Source organism: Clostridia bacterium (assembly GCA_035628995.1).
Taxonomy (GTDB): domain Bacteria; phylum Bacillota; class Clostridia; order Lutisporales; family Lutisporaceae; genus BRH-c25.
In genome coordinates this window covers 471,945-491,302 of the sequence record DASPIR010000023.1, presented here as the reverse complement: position 1 = coordinate 491,302, position 19,358 = coordinate 471,945, and the positions used below count along the sequence as shown (strand labels likewise).

Sequence of the window (19,358 nt, the reverse complement as noted above, 5' to 3'; positions counted from 1 at the left end):
TTCCAAATTAACCTGATAAGGAGGCAAAATTATGGAAAAATGGATTTGTACAGCATGCGGTTATGTTTATGACCCAGAGGCAGGAGATCCAGACAGCGGAGTTGCTCCCGGCACTCCTTTTGAAGAGATACCAGAGGATTGGGTATGTCCTTTATGCGGAGTTGGAAAGGATATGTTCGAGAAGGCATAATGAAGTTCTGGAAGCGGCAGGTTATTCTGCCGGAAAGTACCTGGAGATGATTTAAAGTCTATACATATTCGTAGCTTACATGAGAGAAATTGAGCAAATATCAGTTTCTCTCATGTAAATAACAATAATAAAAGAAAAGTGGATTGCTAAAACTAGTGATACATGATAATATATATTCTGTCGGTGATGAGCCGAACATATACACCCGATTTGTGTAATGGTAGCACAACTGATTCTGGATCAGTTTGTTGAGGTTCAAATCCTTAATCGGGTGCCATATTGATATCTATGCTGTAGAGATTACTTTCTACAGTTTTTTATTTTTTTTGCAAAATAGAGTTAATAATAAAAAACTACCGACTATCCGGTAGTTTTTTACTTTCAAAAGTTATCCTTTAAGATCTATATTTCCGCCTATATGTGGAGTGACAGACATCTCTAAAGTTTTTGCACTTGTTTCCTGCAAGCTTTTCATAATGTAAGCCACACTCTCTGCATCCTGTTTCAGCGCTGTTCGCATGTTTGCTATACCCAGAGCTTGTCTTACACTTTGAAGGCCTGACATATCCATGGATACATTCATATGCATACCTCCTTTGCCAAATTATAACATATTTATTTATTTTTGTACATAATAATACATGAAGTAATGAGCAACGATAAATAAGAAATATAAATTAAGGAGTACTTTTTATGAAGGGTGAAATTGTGAATAGATATAGACTTATTGAGCTTTTTGTAAAAATTATATTATGGATTCTAGTGATTGCAATATTTATATTGAAGCAAATGGATGTATTTGAGTCTCTCCCTGACTATTTAGAAACATTGGTACTTGCATTAGACTTGTCTGCAGCAGTGATACTCTCCTGGTTCATGCCATCGTCAATCTCAGAGAGAAAGTTCAACAAGGGGCTAAAGCTCATAGATAAGGACAATGATAAGGCGGTTCTATATTTGGAAGATTACCTTGATTCAAAAACACTATCAGATATTGATAGACGGCATGTTTTGAGAATCCTTGGAGTTGCTAAACATAAAAAAGGAGATGATGAAGGAGCAATCCGCTGCCTTAATCAGGCACTTGAAGGTCAGGATAGGGATAATGACCTGAAGGTAGAGATATTGGGTTCCATGGGTATTATATACTCCGAATCAGGTGAGTATCAAAAAGCAGTGGAGCATTTTGACAGAAGTTTTGATATAATATTTGCATTGTCAAAAGCCCACATTGATAAAACAATATTAATGCAGGTTATAAACGCTTATATAAAGGCAGGACAGAAGGAAAAGGCAGTATTGATATATGACAGGCTGCTGATGATAAGAGGGTTTAAACGCGATGCAAGAGTTGAAGAGCTGCTGGGTATCTAAAGGAGGAGTCAAGGTGAGAATGTATCTTGTTATCATGGAAACGATAGCTCCAAAGCGTGAAATAGAAGTGTTGCACAGAAACAGCGATGGTGCAGAGGCATTGGAGAAGTTGGTTTCCTTTTCGGATAAATTGGAAGAATCAATAGTTGCAGGGAAATGCAGGGTGATGATGATTACTTATAAGGAATGAAAATGAACCTGGCGAGTTTCGTCAGGTTCATTTTTTTACTGATGGAACCACACTGGATTACCACCACCAAAATGGGCTTAAGAACAAGCCTCCTAATAGTAAGAATAGGAAGGAAGCACCGAGCAATCCAAAAAATCCGAAATTTCCATATCCCAAGTAGTTGCCAGTCATGTCGTATAATCTGCTGCCCCTGTAATACCCTAAGGGTGTACCGTCCATTGTACGGACGTATCCGTCGCCTACATAAGCTAAAGGTGATCCGTATCCGTCATAAAGCATATACCCATCTGTATAACCCATGATATTATAGTTTGTGTCGTAAATAGTGTTATTATCAACATAACCACGGAGCCTTCTACGAGAATCATATACATGTTCCAAAATCTCACCCCCTTTTTTCAGTATTGCTATACATAAATTGAAACGTTTTATTTCTCAGTTACTATATATGTAGAGTGGACATATTATGTTATCAAAGTTTTGTAGAAGCTTAATAAATTAATTATTTGGCTTTATGAAAAATGACGTTCAGAGGGACTATGGAATAATGCTGCAAGCAATATAGCACAAATAATCTTCAGGTTAAAAATATAGAATCAAAGCTTAAGATGATTAATTTATTTGAGTAGTTGAAAGTAAATAAAAATAAGCCAGTAATCCGTTTGGATTACTGGCTTTTAACATCTGCCTAATGTGAGGCAAGTAAGCTGGGTACTTTTGTATTGATTGTCACTTGGTCGCTCTTATATACTATATTGCCTGCTGCATCAAATCCATGTACATAGTAGACATAATTCTCACCTGATTGCAAGTCTCTGTCATTGAACATGTCAGAAGAGGTTCTTGCAATTTCCATATCGTTGCGATAGACAGCATATCCGGCTATATCCGAATCAATTACTGCACTTCCCCAGTCAAGCCTGGCAGTTGTATAGCCTACTTCAGATGCTTTTAAAATACCATAGGCAAAATCCGCTATAGTCTTGCCATCTTGGTTTATTACAAGCTCCATTTTTTTATTTATATCCTTGGTGGTATTGAATTTGAAGTTATCCAGAATGTCAATTGTAATTGTTGTTCTTTCCTTAACATCCTTCAGCTTGAGTATATCACCAGTTATCTCAACAGAAGCTGGATTGTCAGTCTTTATTGAGTATTGTGCTTTGTCAAGGTACATGCTCGCATTATCATTAAATACAGCTTTCAACTTCAGTGGTGCCATTTCATTGTTTTTGAGGACTTTAACCGGTATCTCAACCTGGAATTCTCTGACTTCATGGCTAGTCATAAATCTGGTGTCTGAGATATATGCATCAATTATATTTATAGCAATATTTAAGTCGGAACCGATACGTTTTACGACTTCGTTATTTAGACTTGGATCAGAATCAATAGCTACTAGTAAATCTTCGATGCTATGTTTGAGATAATATGCTGCTTTTGTTGTATCAGTATCATCTTTAAAGCTGACCTTGATAGCACTTAGAAGTTTTTTGTATTTTTCAGCCGCGGGAGTGTCCATACCACCATATTTGATATATATATCATCAATTTTTCGCACTAACTCATTAAGCACCATTTTTATTGATTGCTCAGGGTCTCCGTTTGTGACTATTGAGGGACTGCTGAAGGCTCCTAGCTTTAATGGACCTTCATAACCTCCGCTGAATAATGACTCAAACTCAAAAATTGCAATCCCGCTTGTATTTGCAGCTCTTATTGCAGCAATCTGCCTTAAAAACACCTTGGTATCAACTTTATTGAATGCAGCAATTCCGGACGTAAGCTGTGAATGACCTCTTGCAAAAGCCCGTGAATTGTTAATATCATCAACCACAGGGGCTTCATAAAGGTAGTAGGACATTGGTATTAAATTATTGATGTAATCTTTCTGTATCCACGCTCTAGGATCTTGGTAAATGTCAACTATCGTCTTATCGTAGTCGGGCCATACATCTGAAGATATAGTGAGGTTAGGTTTTATCGATTTTACTTCTGAAAATAATCTATATGCATAGGAACTGACTATATATGCTCTGAAACCGCACCAATTCTGCCATAGTGCATCACTGGGCTTTAAAACTATAGGATCGGTACCGGTATAATCAGTAAAAAGTTGTCTGGTATAGGTATCATAGCCAAAATCGTTTGAGTAATCACCCGAATGGGAATATCGCATGTAATCAAACTGAATGCCATCAAGGTTATAATTACTGATAAGCCCCTTATATAAGCCGGATAAAAAGTCACGGACTTCAGGCAGAGCCGGATTCATAAAGTAGTATTTGGTTACACCGTTTTCAAGGTAATAATTATCACCTTTTCTGCTCATTGCCATCCATTCAGGTTTTTTCGCAGCTATAGACTGATCCACCAAGAAGTTCTCAACCCATGCATGCAATTCAATACCTCTTGCATGTGCCTCTTTTAAGTATACGCCAAGCACATCTAACCCATTAAACATAGGGTTATGCTGCATAATCTCATTGTTTGTCGGATATATAGCATATCCGTTCCAGTAGGTTTCAAGGTATATGGTGTTTATATTTAGAGCCTTCAACATATCAAGGCGCTTTTGTATTTGAACAATACTGGTATCTCTGGGTCTTAGCCATACTGCCCTGTTTTCTACCTTTACAGATTCAAAGGTCATATAATATGCAGTATCTGCGTCTTTCTGCATATCCCTGACCGCCTTTATCAAGCCGTCATATTGTCCTTGGGCAAGCTGTGCTTGAATTTTCTTCAGTTTAGATTCAGTCAGATTTATCATGCTCTGCACGTTATCATATGAAATATCCAAGTATTGCTTCTTAGCAAGCTCCAGGCTGGCCTGTGCTGAATTTATATTATATAGAGCCATATTCATATACGAATCAGGAGTGAAAATCATCGTTACTTCCTTTTTGTCATTATTGAATACGACTGTTGCACCCAGAAGTGCATATTTCTGAAGCCAATTCAGCTTATCTCCATGTCCCGAAAGTACATACCCGCCCTTTGGGATTTCTGAATCATTGCCGCCCGTACTTATTATCTGCCCTTCGTTGCTTACCACAACCTCATAACCGTAAGGATTCGTGCCAGTATGACTGCCGTAACTGCTGTCATAGATTATCAGCTGATTGGGACCTCTAAAACCATCATAGGGCTTACCCTCTGCTATATTCCAAGCTGCGGGGTTATCCGCTATTGTTTGTGGATTGCAGGCAGCATATTTGTTCTTACTTGCGTTATATAGCATATTGTCCGTAGTTACAACTACTTTATCAGTTACTTTTGCTTTCTCATGCAATTGTTTATAATATGGACTTCCTGAATGTATGGATATAACTACTCCATCTGACGGTATCGGAGAGTTATTATCAAGTGTTATACCTTTCTCATTCCTTATATCAATAATCTTACCTATTGTATTGCTTACAACAGTCAATTCCATCCCCCAGGCATTCGTTTTTGTTGAAGCCCCAAAAGAAGGATTATATAATGTTATCTTATTGGAATCTCGACCGGAATTAATTTTATCTATAGGAACGATAACGCCATCCAACTCAAAATACATCTCAGGTAAAGTCGGGATTTCTATGTTTAAAAGTGTGAACCCCTTGCCAATATCAAGGTTTTTAAGGAATTCTCCATTAGTTCCGGTATACGATACAACATAGCCATTCGAAGGAATATATGTACCCTTGGCACCATTGGTATTTTCCTCAGCAACTATATTGTTTACAACAATATACTCATGAGTGCTTTCTGCAAACGGTTCAGTGAACTCTCCATAATTTCTGGTATAAACTATAATGCTTTCATTTTCTCGGATTTTATCAATCAAGTTGATTGAATATGTGGAGCCATTTTCAAAGACAATTGCCGGAGTGCTTATTTTACTTTCATCAGCGGCGTAAACATTAATGCGTATAAGAGTAATTGCAGCAAAACAGATGCATAATAAAGTACTTTTAAAATATCTCATTTTATAAACTCCTTTACAATTTTCAACTTTGTACATGTCAAATCGATTATATCAGAGAATATATACCGGGTAAAAGGTTTAGGTGTTTTAATCTTCCTAAATACCATAATTCTGATATAATTATATTTATAAGGAAGTATCCTTGATATTGAACGGGTTTTAAATGCGAGTGAGAGGGGATTCATTATGATATTCTACTTTACTGGAACAGGAAACTCATTACAGGCTGCTAAAAGCATTGCAGAATACAATGGCGAAGAGCTGGTATCTATTGCTGCTGTTTTGAACAGCAAAGATGAGTGTTATGAATATACCTTGAAGGAAGATGAAAGGATTGGCTTTGTATATCCTGTGTATGCATGGGCACCTCCTAAAATAGTATTTCAGCTTATTGAGAGGCTTAAGTTTGATAATTATCGCAATAACTATACTTTCTCTGTAGCAACCTGCGGGGATAATATAGGAAAAACCATGGAAGTTCTTGATGCAGCATTGAAGAAGAACAATATGAATTTAGACAGCGGATTTTCAATAGTAATGCCTAATAATTATATTATTATGGGAGATGTGGATTCAAAAGAAGTGGAAGGGAAAAAGCTTGCAGCAGCAGAAGAAACCTTGAAAAATATAAACAAGGTGGTAAATGAAAGAAAACGGGGAGTCTTTGATGTTAAAAAGGGCTTCATGCCAGGTTTGCTGACTTCAGTTGTAAACCCACTGTTCAATAAGAATGCAATAGAAAAGAAGTTCTATGCGGATGAAAGATGCACAGGCTGTGGTATCTGTGAAAGAGTATGCAACTGCAAGAATATCAAGGTTCAAGGAAAGCCGCAATGGGGAGAACGGTGCACACAATGCCTGGCATGCATTCACTATTGCCCGGTTAAAGCCATTCAATATGGAAAGGGTACAGAAAAGAAGGGCAGGTACACAAATCCCAATGTGAGCATAGGTAAAGGATGATAGTTTTGGACTTCTTAACATAAGGTCTAAATTATAAAAATTAAAATTAGAAAAAGAGATATGGGGGATTTACAAATGAAAAAGAATTTAATCATCGTAACTTCTTTGACATTATCTTACATAGCTGCTGTTCTTTCCGGTCTAAAGGATAATAAAGCGCTCTTATTATTTGCAATAGTTAGTGCCATACTTTTGTGGCTGGGTTTTTTCATTTTCTCAAAAGATAATTTACTTAAGCAAAACAGACTAAAAAATAAAGTTCAGCAAAAAAATGCAAATATTATTTTGGAAGATCATGAACTGAAGAATTCTTTAAAGCGGATTCTAGAGAATGCTTTGAATTTGAATTATGCATTAGAGAATATCAGAAATGGGTCTATAGAAAGTGGAAAGGCGGCAGAAGACATTGCCACTAACACACAAGACATAGTCGAGCAAAATAATAAACAACTAGACATTGTAAACCAGGTAACTGAGAATTCGAACAGTATTGCAGAAATGATTTCCAGCGCGTCTGGATTTGCCAATAGTGCCAACCAGGAAGCACAGAACGCAACCAAAATTTCTATTAATGCAGGAAGTGAAGTTAAAAAAGTAGTTGAGACCATGGAGCAAATTCAAATGACTACAGAACAGACGACCTTAAAGATTAATACACTTTCTGAAAAATCACAGCAGATAGATGAAATAGTCTCTGCTATCACAAATATTGCCAGCCAGACAAACCTGCTTGCCTTAAATGCGGCTATTGAAGCGGCCCGGGCTGGTGAACACGGCAAAGGCTTTGCGGTAGTGGCGGATGAAGTCCGTAAATTGGCAGAACAGTCCAATAGTGCAGCTTCAAAAGTTGGTGAAATAATTCGAGAAATTCAAAGTGACATAGATTCCTCATCAAAATCCTTTTATCAGGTTACAAATTATGTAACTGAAGGGGTTAATGTTTCTAAATCCGCGGGGGAGCTGATCGAGAAAATAATAGAAACCTTTGAGCAAACCGCCAGACAGACTCAAGAGATACAGGCGCTTTTGGAGCATACAGTTCTAAACAGCCAGACAGTATTGAACAATACACAAAAGAACCAGACAATGGCAAGCGAAACTGCAAATACCACTCAATCAATAGCAGCAGCGGCAGAAGAACAGAATGCTTCTATCGAAGAAATCAATAGTAGTATTGAAGTAATAACTCAGGTAGCTGAGGAAATAAAACAATATATTGCAGCAGTAGTAATGAATAAGATTATGTATAATAAAGCACTTGAGCTTAAAGAGAGAATAGGAAAAAGCAAAGGTTTCGCCGGTTCAATTTCTGATATGCAAAAATTAGCAGAGGAATTTGGTGTAGATGAAGTTGACTATTCAGATACCAAGGGGGTTATATGTAATTCAAACATTCAATCTGCAATAGGACTGAATTTATATGATGTTATGATGAGACAAAACAATTTTGACCTTAAAAAACATATATTCGATGATAAAAACCCATATTCAGTTAGTCCGCTGATAAAAAGCGAACAATCTGAAAAATTATTTAAATATCTCGAAATTCCCGATTTTGATAAACAAATTATCTATCAAGTCGGATTGTCTTATGATTCTTTAATTAAATTATTGAATTAATATATTGTAGACCAAATTGCATAAACAAAAACAAGTAAGCCTGTAATCACTGTGATTACAGGCTTTTACAATAAATTACACCTGATATTAAGACACAATTCCAGATTGCATATTGCATTTGGGAAGTATATAATATAAACTGGAGTAAGATTTTTGATAATTATCCAATTTAAGGGAGAAAGCTCCAGACTCAAAATATAAAGCAAGGAGGGGTCTCTATGGATTTGTTACTATTAGCGCCTATCGGGTCGATTATCGCATTGAGCTTTGCGGGGTACCTGGCTTTCACTGTTATGAAGTACAGTGAGGGCAGCGAGCAGATGAAGAGTATTGCGTCTGCAATCCGTATCGGAGCCAATGCCTACCTGAAAAGACAGTATGCGGGTGTTGCAATCTTCTTTGGTATTATGTTTGTCATTCTGGCAGTTTTAGTAGCTTTTGGTTACCTTACGATATTTGTTCCCTTCGCATTTCTGACAGGAGGTTTCTTTTCAGGGTTATCCGGTTTCATCGGTATGAAAATTGCTACAAATGCGAATGCCAGAACGGCTAATGCTGCAAAGACAAGTCTGAACAGCGGGTTAAGGGTTGCCTTTTCAAGCGGTTCTGTTATGGGCTTAGTGGTAGTTGGACTTGGTCTTTTAGATTTAAGCTTCTGGTTTTATTTTCTTAACTGGTTCTATAGGGATTTAGGGGATATGGCTTTGAAAATACAAAATATAACCAGCGCCATGCTCACCTTCGGAATGGGTGCCAGTTCGATGGCTCTATTTGCACGTGTAGGCGGCGGGATATTCACGAAGGCTGCTGACGTAGGTGCAGACCTTGTGGGCAAAGTGGAAGCGGGGATCCCGGAAGATGATCCGAGGAATCCGGCTGTTATTGCAGATAACGTAGGCGACAATGTCGGAGACGTTGCAGGTATGGGTGCAGACCTCTACGAATCCTATGTTGGATCGATCGTGTCTACCAGTGCCCTTGCAGTAGCAGCAGGATTGGGTGTTAAAGGCGTGACGATACCCATGATTATGGCAGCCATTGGAGTTATTGCCTCGATAATCGGCACATACTTTGTACGTTCGGGGGAGAAAGCAGAGCAGAAAGTACTTTTGGGAGCATTAAGAAGAGGTGTTTATGTAAGTAGTGCTATCATAGCCATAGCCGCTTATTTCCTTGTAAAGGCAGTATTGGGTATAGAATATGTCGGCATTTACTGGGCAATTATCAGCGGTTTGGTTGCTGGGATCCTGATAGGATTCTTTACCGAATACTTCACTTCAGACACGTATAAACCGACACAGAGGCTAGCTTCAACTTCTTTGACAGGGCCAGCCACCGTTATTATAGGCGGTATTTCTCTGGGAATGTTTTCTACTATAGTTCCTGTAGTCATTGTAGGAATTTCCGTTATGGTAAGCTATTTCCTGGCCGGAGGAGCTCAAAGCTTCAATCTTGGGCTTTATGGTGTAGGGATATCTGCGGTGGGTATGCTGAGTACACTGGGTATAACGTTGGCTACTGACGCTTATGGACCTGTAGCAGACAATGCCGGAGGGATAGCCGAAATGTCCCACCAGGACCCGGAAGTAAGAAATCGTACCGATGCTTTGGATGCACTTGGAAATACGACTGCAGCAACAGGAAAAGGCTTTGCCATAGGATCTGCTGCATTGACGGCTTTGGCTCTGATTGCGGCATATAAAGATGAGATTGAACTGATTGCTAAGAAAGAAAACATTGATTTTGTGTTTAACTTATCAATCATCAATCCGCCTGTGTTGGTTGGTCTGTTTGTAGGCGGCATGCTGCCCTTCCTCTTCGCATCTCTGACAATGGATGCTGTGGGTAGAACAGCACAGAAGATTGTTATAGAGGTAAGAAGGCAGTTTAAGGAAATCACGGGATTGATGGAGGGAACTGCTCAAGCCGACTATGCAGCTTGTGTGGATATTTGTACAAGAGCAGCACAACGGGAAATGATAGCCCCTGCACTGATAGCAATCATAGCACCCATAACTGTAGGATTATTGCTAGGCGTAAACGGGGTTGCCGGCATGCTGGCAGGTGCAACGGTCACAGGCTTCATACTTGCAGTCATGATGGCAAATTCAGGTGGCGCCTGGGATAACGCCAAAAAGCATATTGAAGCGGGCAATTACGGCGGAAAGGGCTCCGACTGTCATAAAGCCGCAGTTGTCGGAGACACTGTAGGAGACCCTTTCAAGGATACTTCGGGACCGTCCATAAATATACTCATAAAGCTCCTTTCGATGGTATCCATAGTATTTGCTGCATTCATACTGCATAATAATATATTTAGATTTTAAGAAGAACTTTCCGGTTCCCACATATGATTCATTTTGCAGACAAAGGGGATAACCAAACAAAAACCGTGTATATCTGTTGATTATACACGGTTTTTTATGTTTTCAAAGACAAAAAATGAGTTTCATAGGATAAAACAAAAGCCCAACAAACCGTTAAGGTTGTTGAGCTATATATTACTTAGATGGTCTGGGTGACAGGAATTGAACCTGCGCCCTCTTGAACCCCATTCAAGCGCGCTACCAAGCTGCGCCACACCCAGACATATGATATCATTTCTGATACCTATAAAATATATCATAAAAGCACTCGGATTTCAATACCATATTTTGTTGCATATATGAGTATCCCAGAATTTTCAATATATATACATCCTTAAGAACTATTTCAATAGGTAGCTAGCACTATTTTAATAAATTGTTTATTTTTTGCAGGATTATATGAACTAGTGGAGAAATATATAACTAATTATGTTAATATAAATAGCTTTAATCGGTTTTGTTTACCAGACAAGGAGTCTCGAATATAATGAGAGCAAAAAAAAGTAAAATGTCATCAGTTTATATATTTCCTGTATTGTTTTTTATTATTTGCTTATCATATTTAATTAGATTTATGTTTTTCAATATTGAGACTGATATAGTAAAATATGACTCTATAGAGAATTCAATACATACTAAGGCATTATTCGTCAGGAATGAGACTACTACAACGCTTCCTGCTGGTGTAGACATAAGCTATAAGGTCAATGAAGGCGAAAAAGTTTCCTTAGGTAAGAAGATATTGGAGATAATTAAAAATAATCAGGCAGATGAGAATATTGCAATTAAGATAAAACAATTGGATGACAGGTTAAATGAAATAAAGCAATCGGATATCAACAACAACTTTTTCTCCGAAGACAAGGAGAAAATTGAGAGCCAGATAAATGAAAAAGTTGCTGAACTTAAGAATTTAGCCAAATCTGGTGATTTTGAAAAGCTTGATACTGTGAAAAATGATTTGACTGCAAACCTGTATAAAAAATCCTTGATTTATGGGAATGGAAGCTTCTTTGGAAAGAACGTTGAGCAGCTTCAAAAGGAAAAGGCCACTTTAGAAGGTATATACAAGAACAATACCGATGTTATCTATGCCCAGGCAGCCGGCGTTGTAAGCTACAGTCTGGATGGCTATGAGCAGATATTGAGTCCGGCAAATATCAAGGACTTCAAACTAAGCAATATCAGGGAAATAGTAAATTCGCTAAACAGCAAAAAAAGTAATACAGGTAAAGGTACTGTTGTAGGAGTCAAGGTAGTAGACAATTTTGAATGGTACACCTGCAGCATGATAGGCACAGATATAGCAAAGGACTTGAAGGCAGGCAAAAGAATCAAACTCAGGTTCGCTGAATTCGTAAATGTTGAGGTAAGTGGCGAGGTGTATGAAATATCACCGCCGGAGGGTGACACCTGCTTGTTGATAATAAAGATAAGTGAGCATGTCAATGATTTTTACAAGAAAAGAATCGCTGACATGGATATTATAAAGGATTATAATGAAGGCTTCACGGTCCCTTCCAAGGCTATAGTGGTAAAGGAAAATATCAAGGGAGTATATGTACTGAGAAGCGGGATGGTCAAATTTGTGCCTGTTGCAGTTATGACTGAAGGTGAAGACCGGTGCCTTGTGAAAAATCTCAGTAAGGAAGAATCGAGCTATAAAGCGAGCTATGAGCCTTTGAGGATATTTGATGAAGTAATTACTACTACCAAAAGGGTTAAGGAGAATCAGGTTTTAACCGATAAAATATAGGAGGGGTTTTACTTTGCAGGAAATTAGAGACAATATAAGCAGCATATCCCGGGATATTAGGGATATTTGCATAAGAACAGGCAAAGACCCTGACAGTGTAACAATAGTAGCCGTGACCAAGACTATAGACACAGATAGGATCAATTATGCCATAGGGTGTGGAATACAAAATATTGGCGAGAATAAAGTGCAAGAGGTAATAGCTAAGTTTGATAATATTGATAAAAATGTAAATTGGCACCTTATAGGGCATTTACAAACCAATAAGGTAAAATATATAATAGACAAGGTAGCACTTATTCATTCTCTTGACAGCATCAGCCTTGCAGAAGGAATTAGCAGGAGAGCAGAAAAGGCCGGACTTGTAAAAGATGTACTTGTACAGGTTAATGTGGCAGAAGAAGAAACAAAGTTCGGTATTGAGTATGGTGAAATTGACAGCTTTATAAAGCAGCTGTCGCAGCTTGGAGGCATCAGAGTAAAGGGGCTTATGACCATTGCCCCTCACTATGAAGATACAGAGTTTGTCAGGCCGGTATTCAGACAGCTTAAAGAAAAGTTTGATATGTTGGCAAAAGTCGATACTCCCAATGTGGAGATGAAATATTTATCCATGGGAATGACTAACGACTATAAGCTGGCAATTGAAGAGGGCTCCAATATGGTAAGGATTGGGACAGGAATTTTCGGAGCAAGGAATTATAATAATAAGTAAGGGGGTATATTGATGGCGTCCAATATTTTAAACAAAGTACTTTATTTCATGGGAATAGGAGAAGCCGCTGAAGATGAGCATGAAGAGGTAGAATCAATTACTAAGCCTCAGATAGAAGCAGTTACTACAAGTATACATAAGAAGAGTAATGTAGTGAACATACATTCCGCGACTTCACCAATGAAGGTAGTGCTGGTGGAACCCACCTCCTATGACGAGGTTCAATCCATCTGTGATGACCTTAAGAGCAAAAAGCCGATAATTATCAATTTCGAGGACATGGATAAGGAAGTTGCCAAAAGAATGGTAGACTTTATAAGCGGTGCTGTATATGCGCTGGATGGTACTATACAAAAGGTTTCAAACGGCATAGTGCTGGCTGCCCCATCTAATGTAGATGTGCTGGGGAATATAAAGAATTCAATGGGTGATGAGGATTTTGACCTGGAAGGTATTTTTAGCTGGCTTAAGTAATTTTAAAGAATGAGAGTGGTTAGATGAAAATTGTTTTGGCGACAACAGTATCATACTTTTTTGAATTTCTTAATTTGATGATACTAATAAGAGTATTTTTATCATGGTTCAATTATAATCCTAACAATAAGCTTATAGTATTGGTATACCAATTGACTGATCCTGTGCTTGAACCATTCAGAAAACTTACCAGCAAGCTGGGATTAAGTTCAGGCAATATTGACTTTTCACCGATTATATCGTTATTATTTCTTTACTATATAGTGAAGCCTCTGCTCCTTACACTCATATACACATTCTTGTAAGAGGTAGCTTTGTGAGGGATAATAGGCTGATATTGGACAGGTATAAGGAATATGAGGACCGGGTACTGGTAAACGAGCTTCTGGAATATGCAAAGACTTGCACAGCAGGGTATAGCTCCAGGCATACGGATTTTCTGGACCCCAGACAACAGAAAATAGCTGAAGACATACTGGGAATGCAGAAGGGCATAAGCTTCGGCTTTTTTGGCGGTATTGAAGACAGTGAAAGGGCTGTCTGTGTAATTTATGATGAGAATTACCAGATAGAAGAAGAGGACATTCCAGTTGTGATACTATCCATAACCTGGAGTAAAAGCAGCAAAAGGTTAGCTCACAGGGACTTTTTGGGAAGCATTTTAGGATGCGGAATAAAAAGGGAAAAGGTTGGAGATATTATTTTAGATGAAGACAGGGCATATGTAGCTTGTATGGCTGATATTTCCAGATACCTGCTGTATAACCTAAACAAAGTAGGCAATACAGCTGTAAGTGTGACGGAAACAAACGAGGCACAGAAAAAAGAAGAAGAGGTAAAGCTTATAACATCTACTGTTGCATCTCTTAGGCTGGATAGCCTGATAACCACCGGCTACGGCGTTTCCAGGGCAAAAGCTGTGGAAATAGTGAAAAGCGGCAAGGTAAAGGTTAACTGGGAGGATGCATCAAGTTCTTCTAAGGAAATGAAGCAGGGGGATGTAATATCGCTAAGGGGAAAAGGCCGGATTGTGCTTGAAGAAGTATCTGGCACCACTAAGAAGGATAGAATCAGAGTCGTGATTAAGAAATACCTGTGATGGAGGTCGAGAGAATATGATAACCCCAATGGATATACGCAACAAGGAATTCAAAAAAGGCTTCAAAGGATATAAGGAAGACGAAGTTGATGAATTTCTGGATAAGGTTATAGCGGATTATGAGAGGATATACAGAGAAAACGGTGAGCTTAAGGACAGGATATCCATTGATAATGAACGTATTGAAAGCTATAATAGTATGGAAAAATCCTTGCAGAACACTCTTTTGATTGCACAGACAACTGCTGAGGATATAGTAGCAAATTCAAGAAAAAAGTCAGATATGATTATTAAAGAAGCAGAAGAGCAGGCCCGAAGGATTGTAGAAGACGCTAACAGCAGTGTTATAAAGATTAATAGGGACTATGAAGAATTGAAGAAGGAAGTTCAGGTTTTTAAGACAAGGTTCAAGACACTTTTGCAGTCTGAGCTTGAAGCGCTTAATGCAACCTTGAAGGATATATAAAGGTATTTGAGGGCTCTTTCGCAAAGCTGTGAAAGAGTTTTGTCATGGGTAGGAGGACAACAAGATGGAGCTCAGGTATATTGCCAGAGAGAATAACGATAGAAAAGTGGTAAAAGTGAAGGATGTTTCCATTGGAGATGGGGATTTTGCTATTATTGCAGGCCCTTGCTCTGTTGAAAACTTGGAAATGCTTATAGAGACCTCCAGCTGGATTAAGGAAAACGGTGCGGTGATTCTGAGAGGCGGAGCTTTCAAACCGAGGACCTCGCCCTATGCCTTTCAGGGGCTAAAGGAGGAAGGCCTTGGGTACCTAAAGCAGGCTTCTGCTAGAACAGGTCTGCCTGTTGTATCAGAACTTATGGATCCAAGGGATATAGAACTTTTATATAGCTATATAGATATGTTTCAAATAGGCTCAAGAAATATGCAGAACTTCGCACTTTTAAAGGAAGTGGGCAAATCCGACAAGCCTGTGCTTCTGAAAAGAGGAATGGCAGCGACTATAGAAGATTTCCTTATGGCGGCGGAATACATAGCCTCGGAAGGAAATGACAATATCGTGCTTTGTGAAAGGGGTATAAGGACCTTTGAGGATTATACAAGAAATACTCTTGATATTGCTGCGGTGCCTATTTTGAAGAGCTTATGCAAGCTTCCGGTTATAGTTGATCCAAGTCATGCTACTGGGAGAAGGGATTTGATACTCCCCATGTCCTTGGCATCTATGGCTGCCGGAGCTGATGGAGTTATGATCGAAGTGCATCCGTGTCCGGAAAATGCACTTTCAGATGGGGAACAATCTTTAGGGCTTTCAGAGTTCAAGGAAATATCTGGGAAACTTAGAGAGACCAAGGAGTGCTTCTTAGACATTCGTAAGAAATGAATATTTATAAACAAATATAGATAATATAAAGTCATGAAGTATTTCAATTATGGAATATTTCATGACTTGTTTTTTTGAAATGTTTTTCGCGAAACATATTACTTCAGGAGGGATATATGGGTATTGATAATACTGAAGTTAAGGAACTGGAAAGTAGGGTAGAGAAAATCGCACTTCTACTGGAAAAGGCCAAAATAGGAGATTATGTCAATATCATGACTAAGCCCAAAACTCTTCTCCTGAATAATTTCATCGGAGGCTTGGCTAGGGGGTTTGGAACAGCAATTGGTTTTACAGTTCTTGGAGCAGTTGTGCTCTACCTCATGAGGCAGGCAGTGCTCTTAAATCTCCCTTTCATTGGGGGATTTATAGCAGAGGTAGTAAAGATAGTACAGGATCATTTATGAAGAGAATATAGAGGAGGCCATAGATATGGATGAGAAGGACTTAAAGCATTATGAAGAGCTTCTTAAGATAGAGAAGGAAGAAAGGGAGGATTTTATAAAGGATGATGGGATGGGCTATGGAATTTCTATAAGGGATTTGACCAGTGAGCTTTCATCTTATGATAACCACCCCGGAGACTTGGGAACTGAAACCTATGAAGCTGAGAAAAACTTATCCTTCAGGACGAGGGAAAAATTCCTTTTAAGCGAGGTTCAAGTAGCTCTAAACAAGATAGAAGATGGCACTTTCGGTATATGCGAGGTATGCCATAGCGAAATCAACAAGGATAGGCTGGAGGTAAGGCCATACACTCGTTTGTGCATTCATTGTGAAAATGATATGGAACAGAAGATAGACGATGAGGAGAAGGGCAGACCTATAGAGGAACAAGTACTTTTCCCACCCTTTGGAAGGTCTTTCACAGACAACTCCGTTGAGGATAAAGTAGAATATGATGGTGAAGATGCTTGGGAGGAAGTAAACGAATACAACGTGAGAATGTCGGATAATGAATATGGTGAGGAGGATGAGGCCGAGGGATATGTTGAAGAGGTGGAGCAAATAAGCAATACGCAGTATAAGAAGCAATTGGAATAGTATTCATATTTATGATATAATCTTAAATGCAGAATTTAATTGTATTTAAGGGGGAATGGCATTGTATCCTATTTTCATTGCAGCTGCTGTTATTGCTCTGGACCAGATTATAAAGAATGTGCTGGTGAAAGCGTTGGCAAATGGACCGATTACGGTAATAAATGGCTTCTTTCACTTTATTTATGTAGAAAACTATGGGATAGCCTTTGGGATGTTCAAAAATAAAACCGTGTTTTTCATAATTACCCAATGCATTATATCAGTAGTGATCGCATTTGTTATTTACAAGTTTCATAATAAAAGTGTCCCTATGACAATATGCATGTCCTTAATTCTTGGAGGCGCAATAGGTAATCTTATTGATAGAATAAGACTTGGTTATGTTGTAGACTATTTTTCATTTACCATATTCCCTCCGGTTTTTAACCTTGCGGATTCGGCAATAGTGGTAGGGGCTATACTTCTCAGTCTGATTCTTGTTTTTGACAAGAGTATAAATATATAGATACGGGGTACGAGGTTCGAGGTGCGGGGATTTTTGGCCTGGGGACGTGGCACGAGAAAGGTAGGGGCGATTCATGAATCGCCCGTACAAGAGGTGATATTTGTGGAGGTTAGTAAATTTAATATTGAGTTGGAGGAAGCAGGGAAAAGGCTGGATTCCTTCCTTTCAGAAAAAATAGAAGGCTATTCCCGGACATACATGCAGAAGCTCATAGATGAAGGGCACTGCAAGGTCAACGGAAAGAGTGCAAAATCCAACTTTAAACTTCGTAATGGAGACCAAGTGGAGGCTGTCATTCCAGACCCTGTGAACTTGGAGGTAGAGCCTGAGAATATTGCGCTGGACATAGTGCATGAAGATAATGACATAATAATTATAAACAAACCTCAGGGCATGGTGGTGCATCCCGCCCATGGGAATTACTCAGGCACAGTGGTAAATGCACTTCTAAAACACTGCGGAAGTTTGTCAGACTGTAACAGTCTTACCGGAATAAACGGGGTAATGCGGCCTGGTATCGTACATAGAATTGATAAGGATACTTCAGGTATAATTGTGATAGCAAAGACCAATGTGGCGCATCTTTCATTATCAGATCAGCTAAAGGAGCATAGCATCACCAGAAAGTACATTGCCCTCCTTGAAGGAAGATTGAAAAATGATAGTGGAAGAGTGGAAACACTTATTGGCAGGAACACAAAGGATAGAAAGCAGATGGCAGTGGTCAGCATAAACGGTAAAAAAGCTATTACACACTTTAAGGTGCTGGAGAGGTTTGAAAACCATACCTTGATAGAAGCGAGCCTGGAGACAGGCAGAACACATCAGATAAGAGTACATATGGCATATTTGGGGCATCCCGTTGTAGGAGACACTGTATATGGTTTCAAGAAGCAGAGGTTTGACACAAAAGGTCAGCTGCTGCATGCAAAGCTGCTTGGATTTATACATCCTGCAAGAAATGAGTATGTTGAATTTGAAGCTCCTCTTCCTGACTACTTTGAGAAAATCCTGAGGACTTTAAGGAGTAAAAGCCTATAGACAAATTATTAGTGCTATGATAAAATCTATTAAAACGAACCTTTAAACTTGTCCAGTGAGGCATGGAAGGGCTCATAGCAAAACGCCTTTAATCTGCCTCACAGCAGATTTTTTTTGTTTTTAAGATTAACCATGGAGGACGTAAAAATGAAGGTTAAAACCGAAATAATGGATGAAAAAGCATTGGATAGGGCACTTACAAGAATAGCTCATGAAATAATAGAAAGAAACAAGGGCGTTGAAGACTTGGTTCTGCTTGGAATCAAGACAAGAGGAATCACCCTTGCCAAAAGACTCTGTGAGAAAATAAAAGGTATTGAGGGCAATGAACTGTCTGTCGGTTCACTTGATATCACCAGTTATAGGGATGATATCAAGGATTTGCAGGATGCCCCTGGGGGCAGCACCACGGATATCAGCTTTAATATTACCGGAAAAAAGGTAATACTTGTCGATGATGTGCTGTATACAGGAAGGACAGTGAGGGCTGCAATGGATGCCATTGTGGATATCGGAAGACCCTTGAGCATACAGCTGGCAGTGCTTGTTGACAGAGGGCACAGAGAGCTGCCTATAAGAGCAGACTATGTTGGGAAGAATGTTCCCACATCAAGAAGTGAAATAGTTATTGTAAATGTAATGGAGTCGGATGATAAGGATGTAGTATTGCTAGGAGAATATGAGTAGTTTTCTATTGCT

At 38.9% G+C, this 19,358-nt stretch carries 21 protein-coding genes and 2 tRNA genes; 19 read left to right on the top strand and 4 right to left on the bottom strand.

Annotated elements, in window-relative coordinates; translation table 11 throughout:
- Window positions 1-31: 31 nt before the first annotated feature.
- Together VEB00_09315 and VEB00_09310 are read left to right on the top strand one after the other, a co-directional pair.
- Window positions 32-190 (top strand): rubredoxin, encoded by a 159-nt coding sequence (locus VEB00_09315; protein HYF83208.1) that lies wholly within the window; start codon window positions 32-34, stop codon window positions 188-190.
- A 203-nt stretch (window positions 191-393) separates the two neighbouring features.
- Window positions 394-467: transfer RNA gene (locus tag VEB00_09310), tRNA-Gln, on the top strand.
- Between the two features lie 111 nt (window positions 468-578).
- Here VEB00_09310 and VEB00_09305 read toward each other — a convergent pair.
- Window positions 579-773 (bottom strand): putative motility protein, encoded by a 195-nt coding sequence (locus tag VEB00_09305; GenBank protein HYF83207.1) that lies wholly within the window; start codon window positions 771-773, stop codon window positions 579-581.
- Between the two features lie 110 nt (window positions 774-883).
- On the opposite strand from VEB00_09305, the gene VEB00_09300 reads away from it, so the two are divergent.
- Window positions 884-1,564 carry a tetratricopeptide repeat protein gene (locus VEB00_09300; GenBank protein HYF83206.1) on the top strand — a complete coding sequence of 227 codons (681 nt, stop codon included), beginning with the start codon at window positions 884-886 and terminating at the stop codon, window positions 1,562-1,564.
- A 13-nt stretch (window positions 1,565-1,577) separates the two neighbouring features.
- Complete coding sequence (locus VEB00_09295; GenBank protein HYF83205.1) at window positions 1,578-1,754, top strand: hypothetical protein; 177 nt, start codon at window positions 1,578-1,580, stop codon at window positions 1,752-1,754.
- Window positions 1,755-1,811: 57 nt separating this feature from the next.
- Here the strand turns inward: VEB00_09295 and VEB00_09290 are convergent, their stop codons facing one another.
- Window positions 1,812-2,135, bottom strand: coding sequence for a hypothetical protein (locus VEB00_09290; protein HYF83204.1), 324 nt, complete (start codon window positions 2,133-2,135; stop codon window positions 1,812-1,814).
- A 307-nt stretch (window positions 2,136-2,442) separates the two neighbouring features.
- Window positions 2,443-5,727, bottom strand: a complete 3,285-nt coding sequence (locus VEB00_09285) for a family 10 glycosylhydrolase (GenBank protein ID HYF83203.1) — start codon at window positions 5,725-5,727, stop codon at window positions 2,443-2,445.
- Between the two features lie 186 nt (window positions 5,728-5,913).
- Here VEB00_09285 and VEB00_09280 point away from each other — a divergent pair, with 186 nt between their 5' ends.
- From VEB00_09280 to VEB00_09270, 3 genes are all read left to right on the top strand, one after another.
- Window positions 5,914-6,690 carry an EFR1 family ferrodoxin gene (locus VEB00_09280; GenBank protein ID HYF83202.1) on the top strand — a complete coding sequence of 259 codons (777 nt, stop codon included), beginning with the start codon at window positions 5,914-5,916 and terminating at the stop codon, window positions 6,688-6,690.
- A 75-nt stretch (window positions 6,691-6,765) separates the two neighbouring features.
- Window positions 6,766-8,310 carry a methyl-accepting chemotaxis protein gene (locus VEB00_09275; GenBank protein ID HYF83201.1) on the top strand — a complete coding sequence of 515 codons (1,545 nt, stop codon included), beginning with the start codon at window positions 6,766-6,768 and terminating at the stop codon, window positions 8,308-8,310.
- Between the two features lie 218 nt (window positions 8,311-8,528).
- Window positions 8,529-10,637 carry a sodium-translocating pyrophosphatase gene (locus VEB00_09270; protein ID HYF83200.1) on the top strand — a complete coding sequence of 703 codons (2,109 nt, stop codon included), beginning with the start codon at window positions 8,529-8,531 and terminating at the stop codon, window positions 10,635-10,637.
- Window positions 10,638-10,820: 183 nt separating this feature from the next.
- Here VEB00_09270 and VEB00_09265 read toward each other — a convergent pair.
- Window positions 10,821-10,897 (bottom strand) — tRNA-Pro (locus VEB00_09265).
- A gap of 266 nt (window positions 10,898-11,163) precedes the next feature.
- On the opposite strand from VEB00_09265, the gene VEB00_09260 reads away from it, so the two are divergent.
- The 12 genes from VEB00_09260 to pyrR all read left to right on the top strand — a co-directional run bounded on the left by VEB00_09260 (window position 11,164) and on the right by pyrR (window position 19,346).
- Window positions 11,164-12,432 carry an HlyD family efflux transporter periplasmic adaptor subunit gene (locus tag VEB00_09260; GenBank protein HYF83199.1) on the top strand — a complete coding sequence of 423 codons (1,269 nt, stop codon included), beginning with the start codon at window positions 11,164-11,166 and terminating at the stop codon, window positions 12,430-12,432.
- Window positions 12,433-12,445: 13 nt separating this feature from the next.
- Entirely contained in the window at window positions 12,446-13,147 is a 702-nt protein-coding gene (locus VEB00_09255; protein ID HYF83198.1) for a YggS family pyridoxal phosphate-dependent enzyme, read from the top strand.
- A gap of 12 nt (window positions 13,148-13,159) precedes the next feature.
- Window positions 13,160-13,621 carry a cell division protein SepF gene (gene sepF, locus VEB00_09250; protein ID HYF83197.1) on the top strand — a complete coding sequence of 154 codons (462 nt, stop codon included), beginning with the start codon at window positions 13,160-13,162 and terminating at the stop codon, window positions 13,619-13,621.
- A 23-nt stretch (window positions 13,622-13,644) separates the two neighbouring features.
- Entirely contained in the window at window positions 13,645-13,926 is a 282-nt protein-coding gene (locus tag VEB00_09245; protein ID HYF83196.1) for a YggT family protein, read from the top strand.
- An 11-nt stretch (window positions 13,927-13,937) separates the two neighbouring features.
- Window positions 13,938-14,720, top strand: coding sequence for a YlmH/Sll1252 family protein (locus VEB00_09240; GenBank protein ID HYF83195.1), 783 nt, complete (start codon window positions 13,938-13,940; stop codon window positions 14,718-14,720).
- A gap of 16 nt (window positions 14,721-14,736) precedes the next feature.
- Window positions 14,737-15,186, top strand: coding sequence for a DivIVA domain-containing protein (locus tag VEB00_09235; protein HYF83194.1), 450 nt, complete (start codon window positions 14,737-14,739; stop codon window positions 15,184-15,186).
- A gap of 64 nt (window positions 15,187-15,250) precedes the next feature.
- The gene (aroF, locus tag VEB00_09230; GenBank protein HYF83193.1) at window positions 15,251-16,069 is read left to right on the top strand and encodes a 3-deoxy-7-phosphoheptulonate synthase; all 819 of its coding nucleotides are present in this window, start codon (window positions 15,251-15,253) and stop codon (window positions 16,067-16,069) included.
- 116 nt (window positions 16,070-16,185) lie between these two features.
- Entirely contained in the window at window positions 16,186-16,476 is a 291-nt protein-coding gene (locus VEB00_09225; protein HYF83192.1) for a DUF5665 domain-containing protein, read from the top strand.
- Between the two features lie 25 nt (window positions 16,477-16,501).
- The gene (locus tag VEB00_09220) at window positions 16,502-17,113 is read left to right on the top strand and encodes a TraR/DksA C4-type zinc finger protein (GenBank protein HYF83191.1); all 612 of its coding nucleotides are present in this window, start codon (window positions 16,502-16,504) and stop codon (window positions 17,111-17,113) included.
- Between the two features lie 55 nt (window positions 17,114-17,168).
- Complete coding sequence (gene lspA, locus VEB00_09215) at window positions 17,169-17,618, top strand: signal peptidase II (protein HYF83190.1); 450 nt, start codon at window positions 17,169-17,171, stop codon at window positions 17,616-17,618.
- Window positions 17,619-17,720: 102 nt separating this feature from the next.
- Complete coding sequence (locus VEB00_09210) at window positions 17,721-18,659, top strand: RluA family pseudouridine synthase (protein HYF83189.1); 939 nt, start codon at window positions 17,721-17,723, stop codon at window positions 18,657-18,659.
- Between the two features lie 147 nt (window positions 18,660-18,806).
- Entirely contained in the window at window positions 18,807-19,346 is a 540-nt protein-coding gene (gene pyrR, locus VEB00_09205) for a bifunctional pyr operon transcriptional regulator/uracil phosphoribosyltransferase PyrR (GenBank protein HYF83188.1), read from the top strand.
- Window positions 19,347-19,358: the final 12 nt, after the last annotated feature.